This window comes from Pedobacter sp. NEAU-ZC8 (assembly GCF_059278965.1).
Genome location: NZ_JCAJXC010000005.1, coordinates 127,761 through 145,804, shown reverse-complemented (window position 1 = coordinate 145,804; position 18,044 = coordinate 127,761). Strand labels below are relative to the sequence as shown.

Here is an 18,044-nt window from a genome sequence, read left to right as displayed (position 1 = left end):
GAAAATTAAAGAACATGAAAAATTTATGGATTGCAGTTTTACTCGTTTTCATACCAGCAATACTAAAGGCACAGGACCGCAGTGGCAGAAGTGAAGAGATTGAGTCTTACAAAATTGCTTATCTAACACAGAAACTGGACCTCTCCCCTAGTGAGGCTAAGGTTTTCTGGCCAATATACAACGAGTGGCAAAAGGAACTTCGTGGCCTATGGTCGGAAAGAAATAAGAATGTAATCAGCCATCGTAAAACGGATGAGATTGAAGCGCTTTCAGATAATGAAATCCATGCGCTGATTACCAATGAGATTAACTACAAACAACGCAACCTGAACATCGAAAAGAAATATTACAGTAAGTTGAAATCAAGCTTGCCTTTAAAGGTTGTCGGCAAATATTACCGAGCTCAGGAAACCTTCAAAAAGGAACTACTTAACCGGTTCGGAAGAGGTAGAAACAATGCTGGTAGCAAATAAACCTTAGATATACACATAAAAAAAGCGTTCATTTTCATGAACGCTTTTTTTATGTGTATATACTGGATTACAATTGTTTGTCTAACTTTCCTGATAGTACAGACTTAGGAACTGCGCCAACTTGTTTATCTACAACTTCACCGTTTTTGAAGAACAATAAAGCAGGGATATTACGGATGCCAAATTTGGTAGAGATCTGTGGATTGTTATCAACGTTAACTTTACCAACAACTGCTTTTCCTTCGTATTCTTTGGAGATTTCGTCTACAACTGGACCTACCATGCGACAAGGACCGCACCATTCTGCCCAAAAATCTACCAACACTGGTTTATCTGAATTTAATACAACTTCCTCGAAGTTTGCATCTGTAATTTCTAAAGCCATAATTTATATTTCTGATTAAGTTTCTTACTATCCTAAATGGATGATCTGATTTTACAAAGATAATAATCAATACTTATGCCACGGTATGCTTTGCAGGCTTTATGACATTAGTTCAACTTGTACGTAACAACGTTCAATGCAGTAACCTTCTCCAGGAATTCATTATTCGGATTTATCCTTAATGACTTGGAAGGCAAATCCAGAACAACATTCTGTTCCCTATCGTATACAGCGAAATGTAATTGGCAGTTTTGCTGTTCGGTACTCGACTTATTCTCTTCTATGATCCCGTTGATTTCGGCCATAAAGTCGTCGTTTATACCTTCTATGGGGATCTGGATGGTAATGCATTTTGCCAGCTTGTCACGTAGTTCAGACAGAAGTGCCATAGAGGTTACCTTGAACTCCCAATCGCCTTCTTTGCGGAAACGCTCGCCTACCCTTCCGCGGATTTGGAGAAAATAACCTTCCGTCAGGAACTGCTTGAACTTAATAAAATCATCACCAAATAACGCCAGCTCACAGCTTTCATCATAATCTTCAAACATGAAGGTTCCGAAAGGTTTACCGGTTTTGGTCATGCGTTGTGCAGCAGCAACAACCAGTCCTCCAACAACCAACTCCTTGTTCTTTAAAGCTTCGAACTCCGCAAGGGTTTCTTCATTTGTATCGCCTGTGCGGATCTTATTGATTATAGACAGGTGTTTAACATTATGTAAACAGAAGTTGTTCAACTCGAAACGATAGTTGTCTAATGGGTGACCAGACAGGAATATTCCGATTGCATCTTTCTCGTATTTGAGCTTGTCGATCAGGGTCCACTCTGGTGCTACAGGCAAACTTGGTTCCAGGATGAGATCTGCAACGGTACCACCGAATAAAGAGGATTGTGCTGATGATTCATTGTTCTGGAAGTCGTTCGCATACTTGATCAGCTTTTCAATACCATTCATCTTATCATTGATACCGATAAAGAAGTATTGTGCCCGGTGATAACCGAAGCCATCAAAAGCCCCGCTATATACAAAGCTTTCGTAAGCTTTCTTATTCACGGTACGGGTATTTGCACGTTTGGCGAAGTCATGAACACTTTTAAACGGTCCATTTAACTTACGCTCCTCGATAATACTTTCCACGGCCTTTTCACCCACGCCCTTCACGGCAGACAAACCAAAACGTACCTGTCCCCTGTCGTTTACGGAGAACTTAATGTCCGACTCATTTACATCGGGTCCAAGTACCTGAACACCCATCTGGCGACATTCTTCCATAAAGAAGGCCACCTGTTTGATGTCGTTCATGTTGTTGGATAGTACCGCAGCCATATACTCCGCTGGATAGTGTGCCTTCAGGTATGCCGTCTGGTAAGCAATCCAGGCGTAACAAGTAGAGTGCGACTTGTTGAAGGCGTAAGAAGCAAAGGCTTCCCAGTCTTTCCAGATCTTCTCCAGGGTGGCCGGTGAATGTCCCTTAGCTGCTGCTTGAGACACGAACTTCGGCTTCATCTTATCGAGTACATCCTTTTGTTTCTTACCCATCGCCTTACGCAGAACGTCGGCCTCACCTTTGGTGAAGTCAGCCAGCTTTTGCGAGAGCAACATCACCTGCTCCTGGTACACGGTGATACCATAAGTTTCTTTCAGGTACTCCTCACAGGCATCAAGGTCATATTTAATTTCTTCTTCGCCGTTCTTACGTCGTACGAAACTTGGAATGTACTCCAGTGGTCCCGGCCGGTACAAAGCGTTCATGGCAATTAAGTCCCCGAAGACGGTAGGCTTAAGTTCCTTCATGTACTTCTGCATACCGCTGGATTCGTACTGGAAGATACCTATGGTTTCACCCCTTTGGAAAAGCTCGTAGGTTTTTACGTCATCAATCGGGAACTGATCCGGGTCCAGCTGAATACCGGTACGCAAACGCACCAGTTTCACGGTATCCTTGATCAAGGTCAGGGTTTTCAACCCCAGGAAGTCCATTTTGAGCAATCCGGCGCTTTCCACCACCGAGTTGTCAAACTGGGTAACATATAAATTGGAGTCCTTAGCAGTTGCTACAGGAACAAAGTTTGTAATATCATCTGGCGTAATGATTACACCACAGGCGTGAATACCAGTATTTCTTAAGGATCCCTCGAGGATCTTCGCCTGCTGAATGGTCTCCCCGCTGAGGTTTCCAGCAGAAGCGGCGGCCTTCAGTTCCAGTACGCGTTCATATTCATCGGCACGAAGTCCGCCTTTTAAAGCTGCCTCATCAAGTGAGAATATCTTGGCGAGTTTCATGTTCGGGATCAGCTTGGCGATCTTGTCCGCCTCAAATAACGGTAGGTCAAGCACCCTTGCAGTATCCCTTATGGATGATTTCGCAGCCATTGTACCATAGGTGATGATCTGCGCCACCTGGTTTGCACCGTACTTATTGATTACATAATCCATGACACGGCTCCTGCCCTCGTCATCAAAGTCGATATCGATATCGGGCATGGAAACCCTGTCCGGGTTCAGGAAACGCTCAAATAGCAGGTCGTACTTGATCGGATCGATGTTGGTGATCCATAAACAGTATGCGACAACGGAACCCGCCGCAGATCCCCGGCCCGGTCCTACGGATACGTCCAGCTTTCTAGCCTGTGCAATGAAATCCTGTACAATCAGGAAGTAACCAGGGTATCCCGTCTTCTCAATAGTTTTTAATTCGAAGTCCAGGCGCTCGTCTATCTCTGGCGTAATGACCCCATAACGGCGCTTTGCCCCTTCGTAGGTAAGATGTCTGAGGTATTTGTTCTCCCCACGTTTGCCGCCGTCAACGTCATCTTCAGCTACAATAAACTCCTCAGGAATATCGAACTTGGGAAGTAATACTTCCCTGGCAAGTTTAAAGGACTCAACTTTATCTGCAATCTCCTGTGTATGGTAAATGGCCTCCGGCAGATCATTGAAGAGCTGCTTCATCTCTTCAGGCGATTTGAAGTAGTACTCTTGGTTTGGCAAGCCATAACGATAGCCACGGCCGCGACCTATTGGTGTGGCCTGCTTTTCGCCATCTTTAACGCACAACAAGATATCATGCGCATTGGCGTCCTTTTTATCGATGTAATAAGTATTATTGGTAGCCACCAGCTTCAGGCCGTGTTTACGCGCCAGCTGGATCAGTGTTCTGTTCGCAATATCTTCATCCTCCTGGTTATGGCGCATGATCTCGATATAGAAATCATCACCAAACTCGCCTTTCCACCATTCAAGTGCGGCTTCAGCCTGATGCTCACCAAGGTTCAGGATCTTACTGGCAATCTCCCCATATAAGTTACCAGACAGCACAATCAGGTCTTCTTTATACTGGGAAATCAGCTCGCGGTCTACCCTTGGCACATAGTAGAAGCCTTTGGTATAGGCTATGGAAGATAGTTTAGCCAGGTTATGGTAGCCATTCTTGTTCTTCGCAAGCAGCACCATCTGGTAGCCGTTGTCTTTTTTAGATTTATCCAGGTGATTATCGCAAACGAAGAACTCACAGCCAATGATAGGCTTCAGCAGAACCTCAGTAGGCGTTTCACCCGCTTCAAGGGCAGCCTTATTCTTTGCCTCCGCAGCTTTATTATGGTTGGCCACCTGGCTCACAAAGTGAAATGCGCCCATCATATTGGCATGGTCAGTCATGGCGACTGCAGGCATTTTATACTTTGCCGCAGCTTTGATAAGCCCGGGAATGTTTATGGTAGATTGTAATACGGAGAACTGCGTGTGGTTATGCAAATGAATAAAATTCGCATTGCTGAGTTCTCGTTTGTTGTCGTTTAAAGTAGCGCGGGAAATCACTTCCGCTGGTTTCTGTAAGCGACGTTTGATCTCTTCAGAAGCAGCCTTCAGGTTAATGTGTGTTAAACCTACGGTTTCAATAACACCCGGATTAGCCTGTTTGAAGTTGCGGAGGTATTCCTGATCAAGACCAAGTTCTTCCGGACGGAAAGCATCGGACTTCAGCAACTGCAGGAAACAGCGGGATGTTGCCTCTACGTCTGCGGTAGCGTTATGGGCTTCAGCGAAAGGTACGCCAAAAAGGTAGCTGTGGAGCTCTGTTAAGGTGGGCAGCTTGAATTTACCACCACGACCACCAGGCAGTTGCAGCAGATTCGCGGTCACCTCGGTACAGGTATCCAGTACCGGCATGTCGGTCAGCCTCGTTTCTATGCCCAAGCGGTGAAATTCACAGGCCATTACATTGACGTCGAAGCCGATATTCTGGCCTACAGCAAACCTGGATTTCGAAAGCGCGATGTTGAATTCGGCCAACACTGCTTCCAGTTCTTCACCTTCTTCCTGTGCAAGCTCCGTACATATTCCGTGAATCTTTTCCGCATCGTAGGGGATGTTAAAGCCATTTGGCTTTACTAGATAACTCTTATGTTCCAGCAACTTACCCAGATCATCATGCAGCTGCCAGGCCACTTGAATGCATCGCGGCCAGTTTTCCGTGTCCGTGATTGGTGCATTGTAGTTACGTGGTAAACCGGTGGTTTCTGTGTCGAAGATAAGATACATAGGAGTTTAAGCGTATTCTGAATTGGAGATCCAAAATTACTCAAATACCTGCTTAAAATACCGAATATTTCAATTTAGACTTTTGCCTTACAGTTTAGCCCTATTAGTTAATTTGTTCTTTAGACAGCTTCGGAATAGGATGTTCCTGAGAGATAAGTTTGTGGGTCTCGTAACCTTTTTGCTTGCAACGATAGATGATCTCATCCAGCAATTCCTGATCCAGGTAAGGCTTTCTGGACATGATGAACAGGAACTTGCATTCCGGATGACCGATAACCGCGTAAGAATAATCTTCGGCCAATTCAATAACCCAGTAATCTACCTTAAAAGGCCAGATAAACTGCAATTTGAACTCTGCGTTATTGGTGCCTTTAACAACATAGAGTTTCGATCGGATATATTTTGCGGTTTGCTCCCCCGCAACTTTGAAGTTCGTAAACACTGCGTAGTAACCGTCCGGATGGATTACATAGGTCTCCGTAGTCTGTCGCCAATGCTTATCCATGAAAGTAGATATGGAATATAATGTATACCATTTCCCTGCAAATGACAATATATCTACCCTTTCTACAGGTGTATTTTCCATAACTGTATTCTCTATTATTAAGCCCCCGGTGCCGGAATGTTAAATCTAGATAAATAACCACTTATTAGAAATAAAGTTTTAAAAACGATTTTTTAAAGCACCCAAAATTGATACCTTCGAAAGGGTCGCGAGGTACGCTTTTTGCCCTATGGAGCAGGCAAACAGGTCCCTTACCGGAGGGTTGAAGGACATTAAAACCGCTAACTTAAATTGGAAAATATGAAAATAACTGTAGTAGGTGCAGGAGCTGTCGGCGCAACATGCGCGGATAACATCGCCCGCAAGGAGCTGGCACAAGAGCTTGTGTTGTTGGACATTAAAGAAGGTTTTGCTGAAGGAAAAGCAATCGACATGATGCAGACCGCAGCACTCTTAGGCTTTGACACAAAGATCACCGGAGTAACCAACGACTACAGCCAGACCGCCGGATCTGCCGTTGCAGTAATCACCTCGGGGTTACCCAGGAAACCAGGTATGACACGCGAAGAATTGATCGGTATCAATGCTGGCATCGTAAAAGGTGTAGCAGAAAATATACTTAAATACTCCCCAGAGGCCATCATTGTAGTCATTAGTAATCCTATGGATACCATGACCTACCTGGCATTAAGATCCTTAAACTTACCGAAGAACAGAATTATCGGAATGGGTGGTATCCTGGACAGTGCGAGGTTCAAATACTACCTCAGCAAAGCGCTAGACTGCAATTCCAGCGATCTACAAGGCTTCGTAATCGGGGGCCATGGCGATACCACCATGATTCCACTGACCAGATATACAACCTACCAGAGCCTGCCAGTAAGTAACTTGCTTGATGAAGCTACGCTGGAGAAAGTTGCTGCAGATACCATGGTGGGTGGTGCAACATTGACCGGATTGTTAGGTACATCAGCATGGTACGCGCCGGGTGCCGCAGGTGCTGCACTGGTAGAAAGTATTGTACGTGATGAAAAGAAGATCTTTACCTGCTGTGTTGCCCTGGAGGGCGAATATGGCCAGGCAGACATCTGTCTGGGCGTACCGGTTGTTGTGGGCAAAGACGGCTGGGAGTCTATCATAGACTTCAAACTGACCCCTGAGGAACAAGCAAAATTTGACCGGAGTGCAGATGCTGTTCGCAGCATGAACAATGTGCTTACAGAAATGAAATTAATCTAATTGAATGAGAACAATTCGTGTCCCATTAAAACTGATAAACTTACAAGACGACGGTTTCCACCTCCTGGTGGAAATTGTTGTTTTTGGGGAAAGCCATTGGGCAGTATTAGATACCGGTGCTTCAAGATCGGTATTTGATAAAACTCTTTTGGAGAAAAATATTGCAGCAGATGATATTGAAGCTGTTAACACAGCGGATGAAAATGTTGCAACGACCTTATTTAGCACTTCCACAACCGCAGTCGCCACCATACCCAAGCTGAAGATCGGAAAGTTAAAACTGAAGAAGTATCAAGCTGTAGGGCTAGACTTGCAAAGCGTAAATGAGGCCTATGAACATTTAGGTCATCCGCTCGTTGCAGGGATTATTGGCGGTGATATCCTGATCAGGTACAAAGCGAAGATTGATTATAAACGGCTGCTGCTTAAGTTATATAAATAACTCCACCAGCTGTTCCCACTCTTCGTCCAACGTGATGGCTGGCCTTTTCTCCCCTGCTCTGCTATACCAGTAATCCGCATTCCAGATGTCTCCTTCTTTCCTGTGCAAGTAAGCATGGAGATGCGCTGAACGCTTGTCGCCCAGCTGATCAATGAGATCATGTGCCGCTTTCCAATCACCTTTGCCATCATACCAAAGTGACTGCAGATGCAGGGAAAGATTTTCCGGCAGTTCATCACTACTTAAACATGCTTTAAATTCTTCCAGGTTTTTCATAACGGCTAAATTTACTACTTTCCTGCAGGTATGGTCTTCTGATTACGTAACCCAAGCTGCTTAATCAAATCCCGGTAAGTCACCAGCTCGAACTGCTTACCCGCCATTTCCTGGAAATCCTTAGAAAGCACCATATCTAATTCCGTTTGCCGGTGACTACTTGCATTGCTGCTCATCATGCTGCTGTTCATATCTGTCATGGCGTCCATCTCGGGTGTCGCCTGTGCAATATGCAGAATTACCATATTTGCAGGCGCCGCAGCGGATAAATTCTCAAGCACCTTCATAAAGGCTTGTTTCTTTGTCGCAACGGGTTCGCCCCACATGTCATTATACGCTTCTCCGAAATAGGTTACCTCGCTTAAAGGCGATATCCCAAGCTTGTACTTCTTAGCCAGCTTTTCCGTAAGGCTACGCAGTTCTGGTGTAGACAAGGCAATCCCCATGTGCGGATCAATATAGGAGATCTGCAAACCGGAAGAAATCGCACGTTCAATCTGTGCACTCAGCTCCCGCTCTACTTCTTCAAGCTTGTATTTATTCTTCTGAAAGGCCGTGGTCGAAGGCAGGAAATACCCCAGGCTATCCACCAGGCTAGGCACAGCTGATTGCCCTAATACCGGGCCCCAGCGATAGTTCTTCCACTCCGCCGTCAGGGTTAAATGAACCCCTACCGCTACATTCGGATACTTCTTTAATACTTCTACCGCTTCCTGGTACCAGGGACAAGCAAACATCACAGAAGCGGAAAAGGGAATACCGGTTTTACCCACTTCATCAATGGCCGTATTCACCGCATGGTTCATACCGATGTCGTCAAACCGTAGGAGTACTTTAGGGAGTTTGCCAGATGCGCTTTGCGCAACAGCATGTAAACTGCCGATTAGCAGCATCAAAAAGAGGAAATGCTTTTTCATAGGATATTTGGTTATTCCTAATATCCGTTATTATCCCCTAAAGTGAATAACCAAGCAAAAAAACTTATCCAATTTTCAGGGAAGTCATGGTCAGAGAACCAGCAACGGCTTTATCATTAAAGAAGGATAGTTCATCAGCGGCGGTCCTCAATCCCAGCGTATACATCAGCGGCATATAGTGCTCCGGTGTGGGAACGGCCATCAAAGCATCAGTTCCCAAACTCTGGTAGTTAAAGAGTGGCTCATAGTGCTGCTCCATGATCAATGATTTAAACTTCTCGTTGATGTTCAGCGCCCAGTCGTAACCATATTCCGGTTCGTCCATTTTATCCCAGGCCACCATCCGGAGGTTATGTACCATATTACCCGATCCGATGATCAGCACCCCTTTTTTGCGCAAGGCACTGAGCTCCTTCGCCAATTCAAAATGGTAAGCCGGACCTTTTGTATAATCAATGCTCAACTGCAACACTGGGACATTTGCCTGGGGATACATGTGCCGAACTACAGTCCAGGTGCCATGGTCCAATCCCCAGTCATGATCAAGCTCCACCTGCGTAGAATGAAACAGCGAAGCCGTTTCCCTGGCAAGATCAGGCATTCCGGGTGCCGGATATTGTACATCGAACAAGGCCTGCGGAAATCCGCCAAAATCATGAATGGTCTCCGGGAAATCCATCGCCGTGATCTTCGTACCCCTGGATAACCAATGCGCAGAGACAACTAACACCGCTGCCGGTACAGGTATCTTTTCCGCCATAGCTTTCCAGCCACGTGAAAAGTCGTTATCCTGAATACCGTTCATTGGAGAGCCATGGCCAATAAACAATACCGGCATCACATATTCCTTTTCAGGTAATTGGTTCGTGAAGGTTTTGAATGATCTTAGACTGTCCATGATTGCTCCTTTTTTGTATGTAGTACAAATTTAACCTATCCTTGAAGGCTTTCCATTGACCCAGGTTAAGAAAGCCAGGTGTTGAGCGCTTATTTATTAACTTCGCAGCTTTAGTTAGACTTAAATCGGTAAGATGCCGAAAAAGCAATTGCAGGAATACACCAATAAAAAACCATGACTTCAAGAAAGACCAATACACCAGCAGCCAAAACGTATGAAAACCTGATCGAGCGAATTGACTTCAGTCTGGAAAGAACTGATCGTGCTTATGAATCCACCGAATTCCGCTCCTGCACCTTCAATGACCTTTCTGGCGTAGCCTTTACTGATTGTCTCTTCTCCTCCTGCAACTTGAGCAATGCCCAGGTGAGCAAAGCAAAAGCACAGGACTTAACCTTCCGTGACTGCAAGCTGATCGGCATCAACTTTTACCAAATGCTGGACTTCGGTTTTTCCTTACACTTCGAAAACTGCCTGCTGGACTATGCAAGTTTCGACAAGAAGAAAATGAACAAAAGCAGCTTTAAAAACTGCAAGCTGCATGGCGTAAACTTCAGTAAAGCTGACCTTTCAAAAGTTATCATGGTCGATTGCGACCTGGTAGATGCCATCTTCGACGGTACCAATCTTTCTGGAATGGACTTCAGCACCAATAGAAATTTCAGCATTGACCCGCAGTTAAACCTGGTGAAGAAAACAAGGTTTGCAGCTACTACTCTTTCAGCATTACTGACCAAGTTCGACATCATTATAGAATAACGTTACAGCAGGCGCTACCTTGAGGGGGACTATACAAGGTATTAACAGGGGCTTAACCCGTCGATAGCCTTGTCGGGGCCTTGTTAAGGCCCTGTCAACCCCTTGTCAACCCCTTGTTAACCTCAGCGCTGGCCGTCAGCTCTGCCGACCACATTAAAAACCAATTACACAAAAAAAGCCCTGCAAGTTTTACACCTGCAGGGCCTTCTATATCAAGCGAATCTAAGCGTTAAGCATCGATTTTCGCGTATTTTGCATTTCTTTCAATGAAGTCCCTTCTTGGTGCCACCTCATCACCCATTAACATGGAGAAGGTACGGTCGCAATCAGCAGCGTTTTCAATGGTTGCCTGCATCAAGGTACGGGTAGCCGGGTTCAAAGTCGTTTCCCAAAGCTGTTCAGCGTTCATCTCACCCAAACCTTTGTAACGTTGAATGTGAACACTTTCCTCTTTACCTGCACCTTTTAAGCGTTGTACAGCAGCATCACGTTGCTGATCATTCCAGCAATATTCCTGCTCTTTACCTTTTTTAACCAGGTACAACGGTGGCGCAGCGATGTAAACATAACCAGCCTCAATAAGCGCCTTCATGTAACGGAAGAAGAAAGTCAGGATCAGCGTCGTAATGTGCGATCCGTCGATATCAGCATCCGTCATGATCACGATCTTGTGGTAGCGAAGTTTAGTAAGGTTTAGTGCCTTATCATCTTCCGGCGTACCGATGCTCACACCAAGGGCGGTAAACATGTTCTTGATCTCGTCATTTTCGTAGATCTTGTGCTCCATGGCTTTCTCCACGTTCAGGATCTTTCCTTTTAGTGGAAGAATGGCCTGGAAGTTACGATCACGTCCTTGTTTAGCAGTTCCACCTGCGGAGTCACCCTCCACCAGGTACAGCTCACATTTTACCGGATCACTGTCAGAACAATCCGCAAGTTTACCTGGCAAACCAGATCCACCCATTACAGACTTACGCTGTACCATTTCCCGGGCTTTACGAGCAGCAGCACGGGCAGTGGCAGCAAGGATAACTTTATTGATAATTAAACGGGCTTCCTTTGGATTTTCTTCCAGGTAATTGTTTAAAGCTTCACCAACGGCGATATCAACCGCACCCATAACCTCAGAGTTACCCAATTTGGTTTTGGTCTGACCTTCAAATTGTGGTTCGGCAACTTTTACAGATACTACAGCGGTAAGTCCTTCTCTAAAGTCATCACCGGTAATTTCAATCTTCAGGTTTTTAACCAACCCTGATTTATCTGCATAAGCTTTCAGCGTACGGGTTAGACCTCTTCTGAAACCAGCGATGTGTGTACCACCTTCGTGAGTATTAATATTGTTTACGTAAGAGTGTACGTTCTCTGCGTAGCTGTCATTATACTGAAGTGCTAGCTCAACGGGGATACCGTTTTTCATGCCTTCAACGTAAATCGGCTCCGCAATAAGTGACGGACGGTTACCATCAAGGAACTGAACGAACTCTTTTAGACCACCTGAAGAAAGGAAAAGCTCTGATAAAAAGTTTCCTTCTTCGTCTTCTTCACGCTCGTCGGTCAGCGTTAAGCTGATGCCTTTATTTAAGAAAGACAATTCTCTTAAACGTGAAGCAAGCGTGTCATAACGATATTCTGTAGATTGTGAGAAGATCTCCGGATCTGGAGAGAAAGTGATTACCGTACCACGCTTTTCTGTTTCGCCTACGACTTTAACGTCGTACTGCGGCTTTCCCTTTGCATATTCCTGAACCCAAACTTTTCCTTCACGATGTACTTCAGCTTTAAGGTGTGTAGACAAAGCGTTCACACAACTTACCCCCACACCGTGTAAACCACCGGATACTTTGTAAGTATCTTTATCGAATTTACCACCGGCGTGAAGCACGGTCATTACAACTTCTAATGCAGATTTCTTTTCCTTCTGCATCATTCCGGTAGGAATACCACGACCATTATCGGATACGCGGATAGAATTATCTTTAAGAATAGTAACAGTAATGGTGTCGGCATGACCAGCTAAAGCTTCGTCAATGGAGTTATCGACAACTTCATACACCAGGTGGTGTAGACCTTTAACACCGGTATCCCCTATATACATCGAAGGGCGCTTACGCACCGCTTCCAATCCTTCTAATACCTGTATATTATCTGCCGAATAATTTGACTTTGGATCTTTTTCTTCGCTCATATTTTTTAGTAATACAATAAGCTTCAAAAATAGCGATTTTAGCCCAAATAGCCGAATATTTGAGCAACTATTTGACTTAATGGGGACTAAAAAAGCGTTAAAAAAGCATCTTTCTTAGGATACTAAATTTGAAATTTTATATTTGCTAAAATTATCAGTTCTGTTTAACGGGCGACGAGGCATTTTGAGCTTCCATTGCAGAATAAATCCAAGAAATTTCAAATCAACAATTCAAAATAGATGAACATTAAGACGTTACAATTCGGTAAAATAGCAGCTGCAGTTGCACTGGTTTCAGTTATGGCTGCTTGTCAGAACAAAGAAACCGCTACCACTACCCCAACCAAATCTGCTGATGCCGGTACCGTAAGCACTAAAGATCAGATTGTATATGTGAACTCAGATTCATTATTGACCAAATACGATTACTTCAAAGACTTAAAAACCAAACTTGACGGGAAAGCAAAAAGCGCTGAGCAGGATATGGGTTCAAAAACACAAGCTTTTCAGCGTGAGGTAGCACAATATCAGCAACAGCAAAACACCATGGCTGCTGATCAGCGCGCTGCTACAGAACAAAGACTTGCACGTAAACAGCAAGAGTTGCAGGCTTATCAGCAAAATGCTGGTGCTGCTTTGCAGAATGAGCAAGCTACAGAACAAGAAAAACTTTACGACAAAGTTGCTGACTACCTTAAAGGTTATGCAAAAACCAAAGGTTACAAAATGGTGTTGACTTACTCTAAAGGCAACAGCGCAATCTTATTTGCTGACGAATCTTTAGATATCACCACCGAAGTGATCAAAGGTTTAAATGAAGACTATAAATCAACCAAGAAATAGTTAGAAGCTTATATAATATTTAAAAAATGCCCTAGTGATAGGGCATTTTTTATGTGATTAGTTTAGTCGTTCAGATCGCCCTCTTTCTCAAAGAAATTGTCGGTATGTTCATCGATCTCCCTTCGGTCGCGCTTGGTAGGCCTGCCTGTTCCACGATCACGCTTCATCACTGGTGAGTGGAAAACAGATTTATATGCAACGGTATCCTCCAAAGGCGTGATGTCTTTGTACTTGGTAACAGCAATCTTATACTCCGAACGCTGGTGTAGCAGTTCGAGTACTTCAATAACCTTCTTCTCTATACCCTTAGATACCTGGTAAACATCACCCGGCTTAACGATGGCCGAGGGTTTAACGTTCTGACCATTCTGTTTTACGCGGCCCGCCCGGCAAGCTTCCGTTGCGTTGGTGCGGGTTTTGAAGAGCCTTATCGCCCACAAATATTTATCTATTCTCAGTTTTTCCTGTTCAGCCATAAAACAGCAAAATTACATAACAAACAGCCAGCAATACATAAAATTGATTTATTTTGTCAAAAATTAGATAAAAACATGATAGCAGATTTAAGAAAGTTAATTGAGGCCGCATGGGAGGACAGATCTTTACTAGAATATAGCGAGTATGCAGAGGCCGTTGAAACGGTGATTATGCAGTTAGACAGAGGCGAATTGCGCGTTGCTGAACCAGTTATGAACTCTTGGGGCATCAACGAGTGGGTTAAAAAAGCGGTAATCCTATACTTTCCGATCAGAAAGATGCGTGAAATTGAAGTTGGTCCTTTCGTGTTTCATGATAAAATGAAGCTGAAAACCAACTACAAAGAGCTTGGTGTTCGCGTGGTACCTCATGGTATTGCAAGATTCGGTGCTTATTTGGCGAAAGGCGTGATCATGATGCCTTCGTACGTGAATATTGGTGCTTATGTAGACGAAGGTACCATGGTTGATACCTGGGCTACGGTTGGTTCATGCGCACAGATCGGTAAAAACGTACACTTAAGCGGTGGTGTTGGTATTGGTGGTGTTTTAGAGCCTATTCAGGCTGCACCAGTGATCATTGAAGATAACGTATTTATCGGTTCAAGAGCCATCGTGGTTGAAGGTGTTCGTGTAGAATCAGAAGCGGTATTGGGTGCGAATGTGGTACTTACGGCATCAACCAAAATCATCGACGTAACTGGTCCTGAACCCGTAGAATACAAAGGTATTGTACCGGCAAGATCTGTGGTTATTCCAGGTACTTATGCTAAGAAGTTCCCTGCAGGTGAATATCAGGTACCATGTGCCTTGATCATCGGTAAGAGAAAAGAATCAACTGATAAAAAGACATCATTGAATGATGCGTTAAGAGAAAATAACGTAGCGGTTTAATGAAAATCGGATTTGACGGTAAACGGGCGGCCAATAATTTAACCGGCTTAGGTAATTATAGCCGCTCGTTGATATTACAACTGGCAAATTATTTTCCGAATAACGAATATTTGGTCTATACCTCCAAAGTAAAGGACCACCCCCAGATACAGGCATTCTTTAAAACAGAGGCGATCAAGCTGCAACTTGCCTGGAAAGATCTGCTCTGGAGAAGCTTCGGCATCCTCAAGCAACTGAAAGCAGACGACATACAGCTCTACCACGGACTGAGCCAGGAGCTCCCATTTGGGATTGCTTCATCCGGAATTAAGTCCATCGTCACCATTCACGACCTGATCTACATCAGGTTTCCACAGTATTTTCCATTTATTGACAGGCAGATCTACCGCTTCAAAGGGCAGTACGCCTGCAAACATGCAGATGGCGTTATCGCGATCAGTGAGCGCACGCGTCAGGATCTGATTGCGCTCTTCAAGGTTCCTGCTGAGAAGGTTAGCGTCATCTATCAGAGCTGCGATGACAGCTTTAAACAGGCTTTTGAACCTTCAAGGCTGGCTGTGATCAAAGAAAAATATGCACTACCAGATCAGTATATCCTGAATGTGGGCACCATTGAAGAACGTAAAAATCAGCTGTTGCTGGTTCAAGCAATGCCTTTGCTACCGGTTGATTGCAAACTGATCCTTATTGGTAAAGAACAGGCCTATGCAAAGAAGATTCGTGCAGCGATTGACCGTTTAGGTTTGCAGGACCGTGTAATATTTTTAAAGGATGTTTCCTTTCTGGATCTGCCGGGGATTTACCAACAGGCGAAGGTATTTGTATACCCTTCCCTGTATGAAGGTTTCGGTATCCCGATTATTGAAGCATTATATTCCGGTGTACCGGTTATTGCCGCTACAGGCTCCTGCCTGGAAGAGGCTGGAGGACCGGATAGCATCTATGTAAATCCTCGGGATGTTGAAGGCCTTGCTGCTGCGCTGAACAATCTGCTACATACACCTGAGTTAGGCGGGCAAATGATTGATAGAGGCCTGAAGTTTGTGCAGAAATTTGACAATAAGGTTATTGCTTCAGCGGTTATGGCCTACTATGAGGCTATTGCTTCAAAAAGATAATTGCATTTCTATTCGTAATTTTGCCAGATGTTTAAAACTGATATTGACAAGTGTCTTGCCGTGTTGAAGGAAGGTGGTGTGATCCTTTATCCTACGGATACGATCTGGGGTCTTGGCTGCGATGCCACCAACGAGGCCGCAGTAGAGAAGATTAACCAGATTAAAGGCCGCGCAGCGGATAAGAGCTTCATCATTCTGCTGGATACCGACTCCAAGATCCAGAGCTATGTTTCTGAAGTGCCAGAGGTAGCGTACGACCTGATTGAATATGCGGAGAACCCGATGACAGTGATCTTCGACAATGCCCGCAACCTGGCTAAAAACGTGATCAATCAGGATGGCAGTGTAGGTATTCGCGTCGTGCGTCATGATTTTGTGCAGCAACTGCTACAAAGATTCCGCAAGCCGATCGTCTCTACTTCAGCGAATATATCCGGTGAACCTAGCCCTAAAAACTTTGACATGATCAGCGAAGAGATCAAGTCTAAGGTAGATTACATTGTGGAACACCAACAAGATGACCGCGCAGAGAAGAAGCCTTCTACCATCATTAAAATCGGGGCTGGCGGCCAATTTTCCTTTATTAGAAAGTAAGTTTTGCTACTTTTGCAAAACTCAGCAGATGACCCTATTTAAGGGTTAAAGCACGAGGAATATGCTATGGAAGAACATTTGAGGCATCCTGTTTTTAAGTTGCTGGCCAATATTGCCGACAAAAACCAGATCGAAGCATACGTGATCGGTGGTTTTGTTCGCGATCTGCTGTTGAAGCGCCCATCTAAAGACATAGATATCGTTGTCTTAGGCAACGGTATTGAATTTGCCGAACTGGCTGGTAAACAGCTGAACGCTAAAGTGAGCGTGTTTAAGAACTTTGGCACCGCCATGTTGCGGTATCAGGATCTTGAAATTGAGTTCGTCGGCGCCAGAAAAGAGTCTTACCGTGCAGATTCCAGAAAGCCCATCGTAGAGAACGGCACCATTAAAGATGATCAGCTGAGACGTGATTTCACCATCAATGCCTTGGCCATTTCCCTGAATAAGGCTAACTACGGTGCAATGGTTGATCCATTTAACGGGATCAACGATCTGGAGCAGAAAATCATTAAGACACCGCTTGAACCGGAACTTACGTTTTCTGATGATCCCCTGCGTATGATGCGGGGTATCCGCTTTGCATCCCAGCTTTCCTTTGCGATTGAAGCCGAAACATTGGCCGCTATTGCTAAACAGAAAAACCGGATCAGTATCGTGTCGAAGGAACGTATTACTGACGAGTTGAATAAGATCATTCTTTCTCCGGTGCCTTCTGTAGGTTTCAAATACCTTTTCGATACAGGGCTGCTGCATCTGATCTTCCCGCAAATGGCAAACCTGTATGGCGTGGAGATCATCAACGGTAAAGGTCATAAGGATAATTTCTACCATACGCTGCAGGTGCTTGATAACATCTGCAAGGATACCGATGACCTTTGGTTACGCTGGGCGGCCATTCTGCATGATATTGCAAAGCCCGCAACCAAGCGCTTCGAGAACGGTCATGGCTGGACTTTCCATGGGCATGAGGATAAAGGTGCCCGTATGGTGCCGCAGATCTTCGCGCAGCTGAAACTGCCTTTGAACGAGAAGATGAAGTTTGTGCAGAAGCTGGTGCAGCTGCATTTACGCCCGATCGTACTGGCACAGGAAGTGGTGACCGATTCTGCGGTTCGCCGTTTGCTCTTTGATGCGGGCGACGATATTGAAAGCCTGATGATGCTTTGCAATGCTGATGTAACTACAAAAAACGAGTATAAAGTAAAAAAATACCGCAATAACTTCGAACTGGTGAAACAGAAGCTGAAGGATGTTGAGGAACGCGATAAGGTGCGGAACTGGCAGCCGCCGGTTACAGGCCAGGATATTATGAATACCTTCGGCATTGCCGCCGGTAAAGAGGTTGGTTTGATTAAAAACGCCATCAGAGAAGCTATTTTAGAAGGCGAAATACCAAACAGTTATGACGAGGCGTTAAAGTTCATGCTTCGAAAAGGCGGTGAATTTGGCTTGAAACCCGTGACACCATTACCATTATAAATAATAAACTTTATTTT

General features: G+C 44.7%; 17 protein-coding genes. 9 read left to right on the top strand and 8 right to left on the bottom strand.

Annotation, left to right across the window (positions count from 1 at the left end; translation table 11 throughout):
* Positions 1 to 14 precede the first annotated feature (14 nt).
* Positions 15 to 473, top strand: coding sequence for a hypothetical protein (locus AC5WJX_RS06075; protein WP_494483781.1), 459 nt, complete (start codon positions 15 to 17; stop codon positions 471 to 473).
* A gap of 67 nt (positions 474 to 540) precedes the next feature.
* Here the strand turns inward: AC5WJX_RS06075 and trxA are convergent, their stop codons facing one another.
* The 3 genes from trxA to AC5WJX_RS06060 all read right to left on the bottom strand — a co-directional run bounded on the left by trxA (position 541) and on the right by AC5WJX_RS06060 (position 5,982).
* Positions 541 to 858, bottom strand: a complete 318-nt coding sequence (gene trxA / locus AC5WJX_RS06070; protein WP_440431903.1) for a thioredoxin — start codon at positions 856 to 858, stop codon at positions 541 to 543.
* A 107-nt stretch (positions 859 to 965) separates the two neighbouring features.
* Positions 966 to 5,396 carry a DNA polymerase III subunit alpha gene (gene dnaE / locus AC5WJX_RS06065; protein ID WP_494483780.1) on the bottom strand — a complete coding sequence of 1,477 codons (4,431 nt, stop codon included), beginning with the start codon at positions 5,394 to 5,396 and terminating at the stop codon, positions 966 to 968.
* Between the two features lie 103 nt (positions 5,397 to 5,499).
* A complete protein-coding gene (locus AC5WJX_RS06060; RefSeq protein ID WP_440431899.1) occupies positions 5,500 to 5,982 on the bottom strand; it encodes a lipocalin family protein in 483 nt (160 codons plus the stop codon).
* Positions 5,983 to 6,201: 219 nt separating this feature from the next.
* On the opposite strand from AC5WJX_RS06060, the gene AC5WJX_RS06055 reads away from it, so the two are divergent.
* Positions 6,202 to 7,140, top strand: a complete 939-nt coding sequence (locus tag AC5WJX_RS06055; RefSeq protein ID WP_494483779.1) for a malate dehydrogenase — start codon at positions 6,202 to 6,204, stop codon at positions 7,138 to 7,140.
* 4 nt (positions 7,141 to 7,144) lie between these two features.
* Positions 7,145 to 7,582 carry an aspartyl protease family protein gene (locus AC5WJX_RS06050; RefSeq protein WP_494483778.1) on the top strand — a complete coding sequence of 146 codons (438 nt, stop codon included), beginning with the start codon at positions 7,145 to 7,147 and terminating at the stop codon, positions 7,580 to 7,582.
* Here AC5WJX_RS06050 and AC5WJX_RS06045 read toward each other — a convergent pair.
* The 3 genes from AC5WJX_RS06045 to ygiD form a co-directional block, all read right to left on the bottom strand.
* Positions 7,571 to 7,858 (bottom strand): hypothetical protein, encoded by a 288-nt coding sequence (locus tag AC5WJX_RS06045; RefSeq protein ID WP_494483777.1) that lies wholly within the window; start codon positions 7,856 to 7,858, stop codon positions 7,571 to 7,573. The two genes, AC5WJX_RS06050 and AC5WJX_RS06045, sit on opposite strands and share 12 nt — an antisense overlap.
* Positions 7,859 to 7,872: 14 nt before the next feature.
* Positions 7,873 to 8,775 (bottom strand): ChbG/HpnK family deacetylase, encoded by a 903-nt coding sequence (locus AC5WJX_RS06040; RefSeq protein WP_494483776.1) that lies wholly within the window; start codon positions 8,773 to 8,775, stop codon positions 7,873 to 7,875.
* A 64-nt stretch (positions 8,776 to 8,839) separates the two neighbouring features.
* Positions 8,840 to 9,673, bottom strand: a complete 834-nt coding sequence (gene ygiD, locus AC5WJX_RS06035) for a 4,5-DOPA-extradiol-dioxygenase (protein ID WP_494483775.1) — start codon at positions 9,671 to 9,673, stop codon at positions 8,840 to 8,842.
* Between the two features lie 174 nt (positions 9,674 to 9,847).
* Between ygiD and AC5WJX_RS06030 the strand changes: the two genes are divergently transcribed.
* A complete protein-coding gene (locus AC5WJX_RS06030) occupies positions 9,848 to 10,432 on the top strand; it encodes a pentapeptide repeat-containing protein (protein ID WP_494483774.1) in 585 nt (194 codons plus the stop codon).
* Between the two features lie 229 nt (positions 10,433 to 10,661).
* On the opposite strand, the gene gyrB is transcribed toward AC5WJX_RS06030, so the two are convergent.
* Positions 10,662 to 12,620 (bottom strand): DNA topoisomerase (ATP-hydrolyzing) subunit B, encoded by a 1,959-nt coding sequence (gyrB, locus tag AC5WJX_RS06025; protein ID WP_440427591.1) that lies wholly within the window; start codon positions 12,618 to 12,620, stop codon positions 10,662 to 10,664.
* 240 nt (positions 12,621 to 12,860) lie between these two features.
* Between gyrB and AC5WJX_RS06020 the strand changes: the two genes are divergently transcribed.
* Positions 12,861 to 13,463, top strand: coding sequence for an OmpH/Skp family outer membrane protein (locus AC5WJX_RS06020; protein ID WP_440427593.1), 603 nt, complete (start codon positions 12,861 to 12,863; stop codon positions 13,461 to 13,463).
* A 62-nt stretch (positions 13,464 to 13,525) separates the two neighbouring features.
* On the opposite strand, the gene AC5WJX_RS06015 is transcribed toward AC5WJX_RS06020, so the two are convergent.
* Entirely contained in the window at positions 13,526 to 13,939 is a 414-nt protein-coding gene (locus AC5WJX_RS06015) for an RNA-binding S4 domain-containing protein (RefSeq protein WP_494483773.1), read from the bottom strand.
* 75 nt (positions 13,940 to 14,014) lie between these two features.
* Between AC5WJX_RS06015 and AC5WJX_RS06010 the strand changes: the two genes are divergently transcribed.
* The 4 genes from AC5WJX_RS06010 to AC5WJX_RS05995 all read left to right on the top strand — a co-directional run bounded on the left by AC5WJX_RS06010 (position 14,015) and on the right by AC5WJX_RS05995 (position 18,027).
* The gene (locus AC5WJX_RS06010) at positions 14,015 to 14,833 is read left to right on the top strand and encodes a 2,3,4,5-tetrahydropyridine-2,6-dicarboxylate N-succinyltransferase (protein WP_494483772.1); all 819 of its coding nucleotides are present in this window, start codon (positions 14,015 to 14,017) and stop codon (positions 14,831 to 14,833) included.
* On the top strand, positions 14,833 to 15,951 hold the full coding sequence (locus tag AC5WJX_RS06005; protein ID WP_494483771.1) for a glycosyltransferase family 4 protein: 1,119 nt from the start codon (positions 14,833 to 14,835) through the stop codon (positions 15,949 to 15,951). Before AC5WJX_RS06010 ends, AC5WJX_RS06005 begins: the two co-directional genes overlap by 1 nt.
* Before the next feature lie 27 nt (positions 15,952 to 15,978).
* Positions 15,979 to 16,545: an L-threonylcarbamoyladenylate synthase gene (locus AC5WJX_RS06000; RefSeq protein WP_494483770.1), complete on the top strand. Its 567-nt coding sequence runs from the start codon at positions 15,979 to 15,981 to the stop codon at positions 16,543 to 16,545.
* 66 nt (positions 16,546 to 16,611) lie between these two features.
* Complete coding sequence (locus tag AC5WJX_RS05995) at positions 16,612 to 18,027, top strand: CCA tRNA nucleotidyltransferase (RefSeq protein ID WP_494483769.1); 1,416 nt, start codon at positions 16,612 to 16,614, stop codon at positions 18,025 to 18,027.
* Positions 18,028 to 18,044 lie beyond the last annotated feature (17 nt).

Excerpts from the sequence above, each read along its gene's own strand:
- ygiD (WP_494483775.1), bottom strand. The coding sequence starts at position 9,673 with ATGGACAGTCTAAGATCATTCAAAACCTTCACGAACCAATTACCTGAA.
- trxA (WP_440431903.1), bottom strand. The coding sequence starts at position 858 with ATGGCTTTAGAAATTACAGATGCAAACTTCGAGGAAGTTGTATTAAAT.
- AC5WJX_RS06015 (WP_494483773.1), bottom strand. The coding sequence starts at position 13,939 with ATGGCTGAACAGGAAAAACTGAGAATAGATAAATATTTGTGGGCGATA.
- AC5WJX_RS06045 (WP_494483777.1), bottom strand. The coding sequence starts at position 7,858 with ATGAAAAACCTGGAAGAATTTAAAGCATGTTTAAGTAGTGATGAACTG.
- AC5WJX_RS06005 (WP_494483771.1), top strand. The coding sequence starts at position 14,833 with ATGAAAATCGGATTTGACGGTAAACGGGCGGCCAATAATTTAACCGGC.
- AC5WJX_RS06050 (WP_494483778.1), top strand. The coding sequence starts at position 7,145 with ATGAGAACAATTCGTGTCCCATTAAAACTGATAAACTTACAAGACGAC.
- dnaE (WP_494483780.1), bottom strand. The coding sequence starts at position 5,396 with ATGTATCTTATCTTCGACACAGAAACCACCGGTTTACCACGTAACTAC.
- gyrB (WP_440427591.1), bottom strand. The coding sequence starts at position 12,620 with ATGAGCGAAGAAAAAGATCCAAAGTCAAATTATTCGGCAGATAATATA.
- AC5WJX_RS06000 (WP_494483770.1), top strand. The coding sequence starts at position 15,979 with ATGTTTAAAACTGATATTGACAAGTGTCTTGCCGTGTTGAAGGAAGGT.
- AC5WJX_RS06020 (WP_440427593.1), top strand. The coding sequence starts at position 12,861 with ATGAACATTAAGACGTTACAATTCGGTAAAATAGCAGCTGCAGTTGCA.
- AC5WJX_RS06075 (WP_494483781.1), top strand. The coding sequence starts at position 15 with ATGAAAAATTTATGGATTGCAGTTTTACTCGTTTTCATACCAGCAATA.
- AC5WJX_RS06040 (WP_494483776.1), bottom strand. The coding sequence starts at position 8,775 with ATGAAAAAGCATTTCCTCTTTTTGATGCTGCTAATCGGCAGTTTACAT.
- AC5WJX_RS06010 (WP_494483772.1), top strand. The coding sequence starts at position 14,015 with ATGATAGCAGATTTAAGAAAGTTAATTGAGGCCGCATGGGAGGACAGA.
- AC5WJX_RS05995 (WP_494483769.1), top strand. The coding sequence starts at position 16,612 with ATGGAAGAACATTTGAGGCATCCTGTTTTTAAGTTGCTGGCCAATATT.
- AC5WJX_RS06060 (WP_440431899.1), bottom strand. The coding sequence starts at position 5,982 with ATGGAAAATACACCTGTAGAAAGGGTAGATATATTGTCATTTGCAGGG.
- AC5WJX_RS06030 (WP_494483774.1), top strand. The coding sequence starts at position 9,848 with ATGACTTCAAGAAAGACCAATACACCAGCAGCCAAAACGTATGAAAAC.
- AC5WJX_RS06055 (WP_494483779.1), top strand. The coding sequence starts at position 6,202 with ATGAAAATAACTGTAGTAGGTGCAGGAGCTGTCGGCGCAACATGCGCG.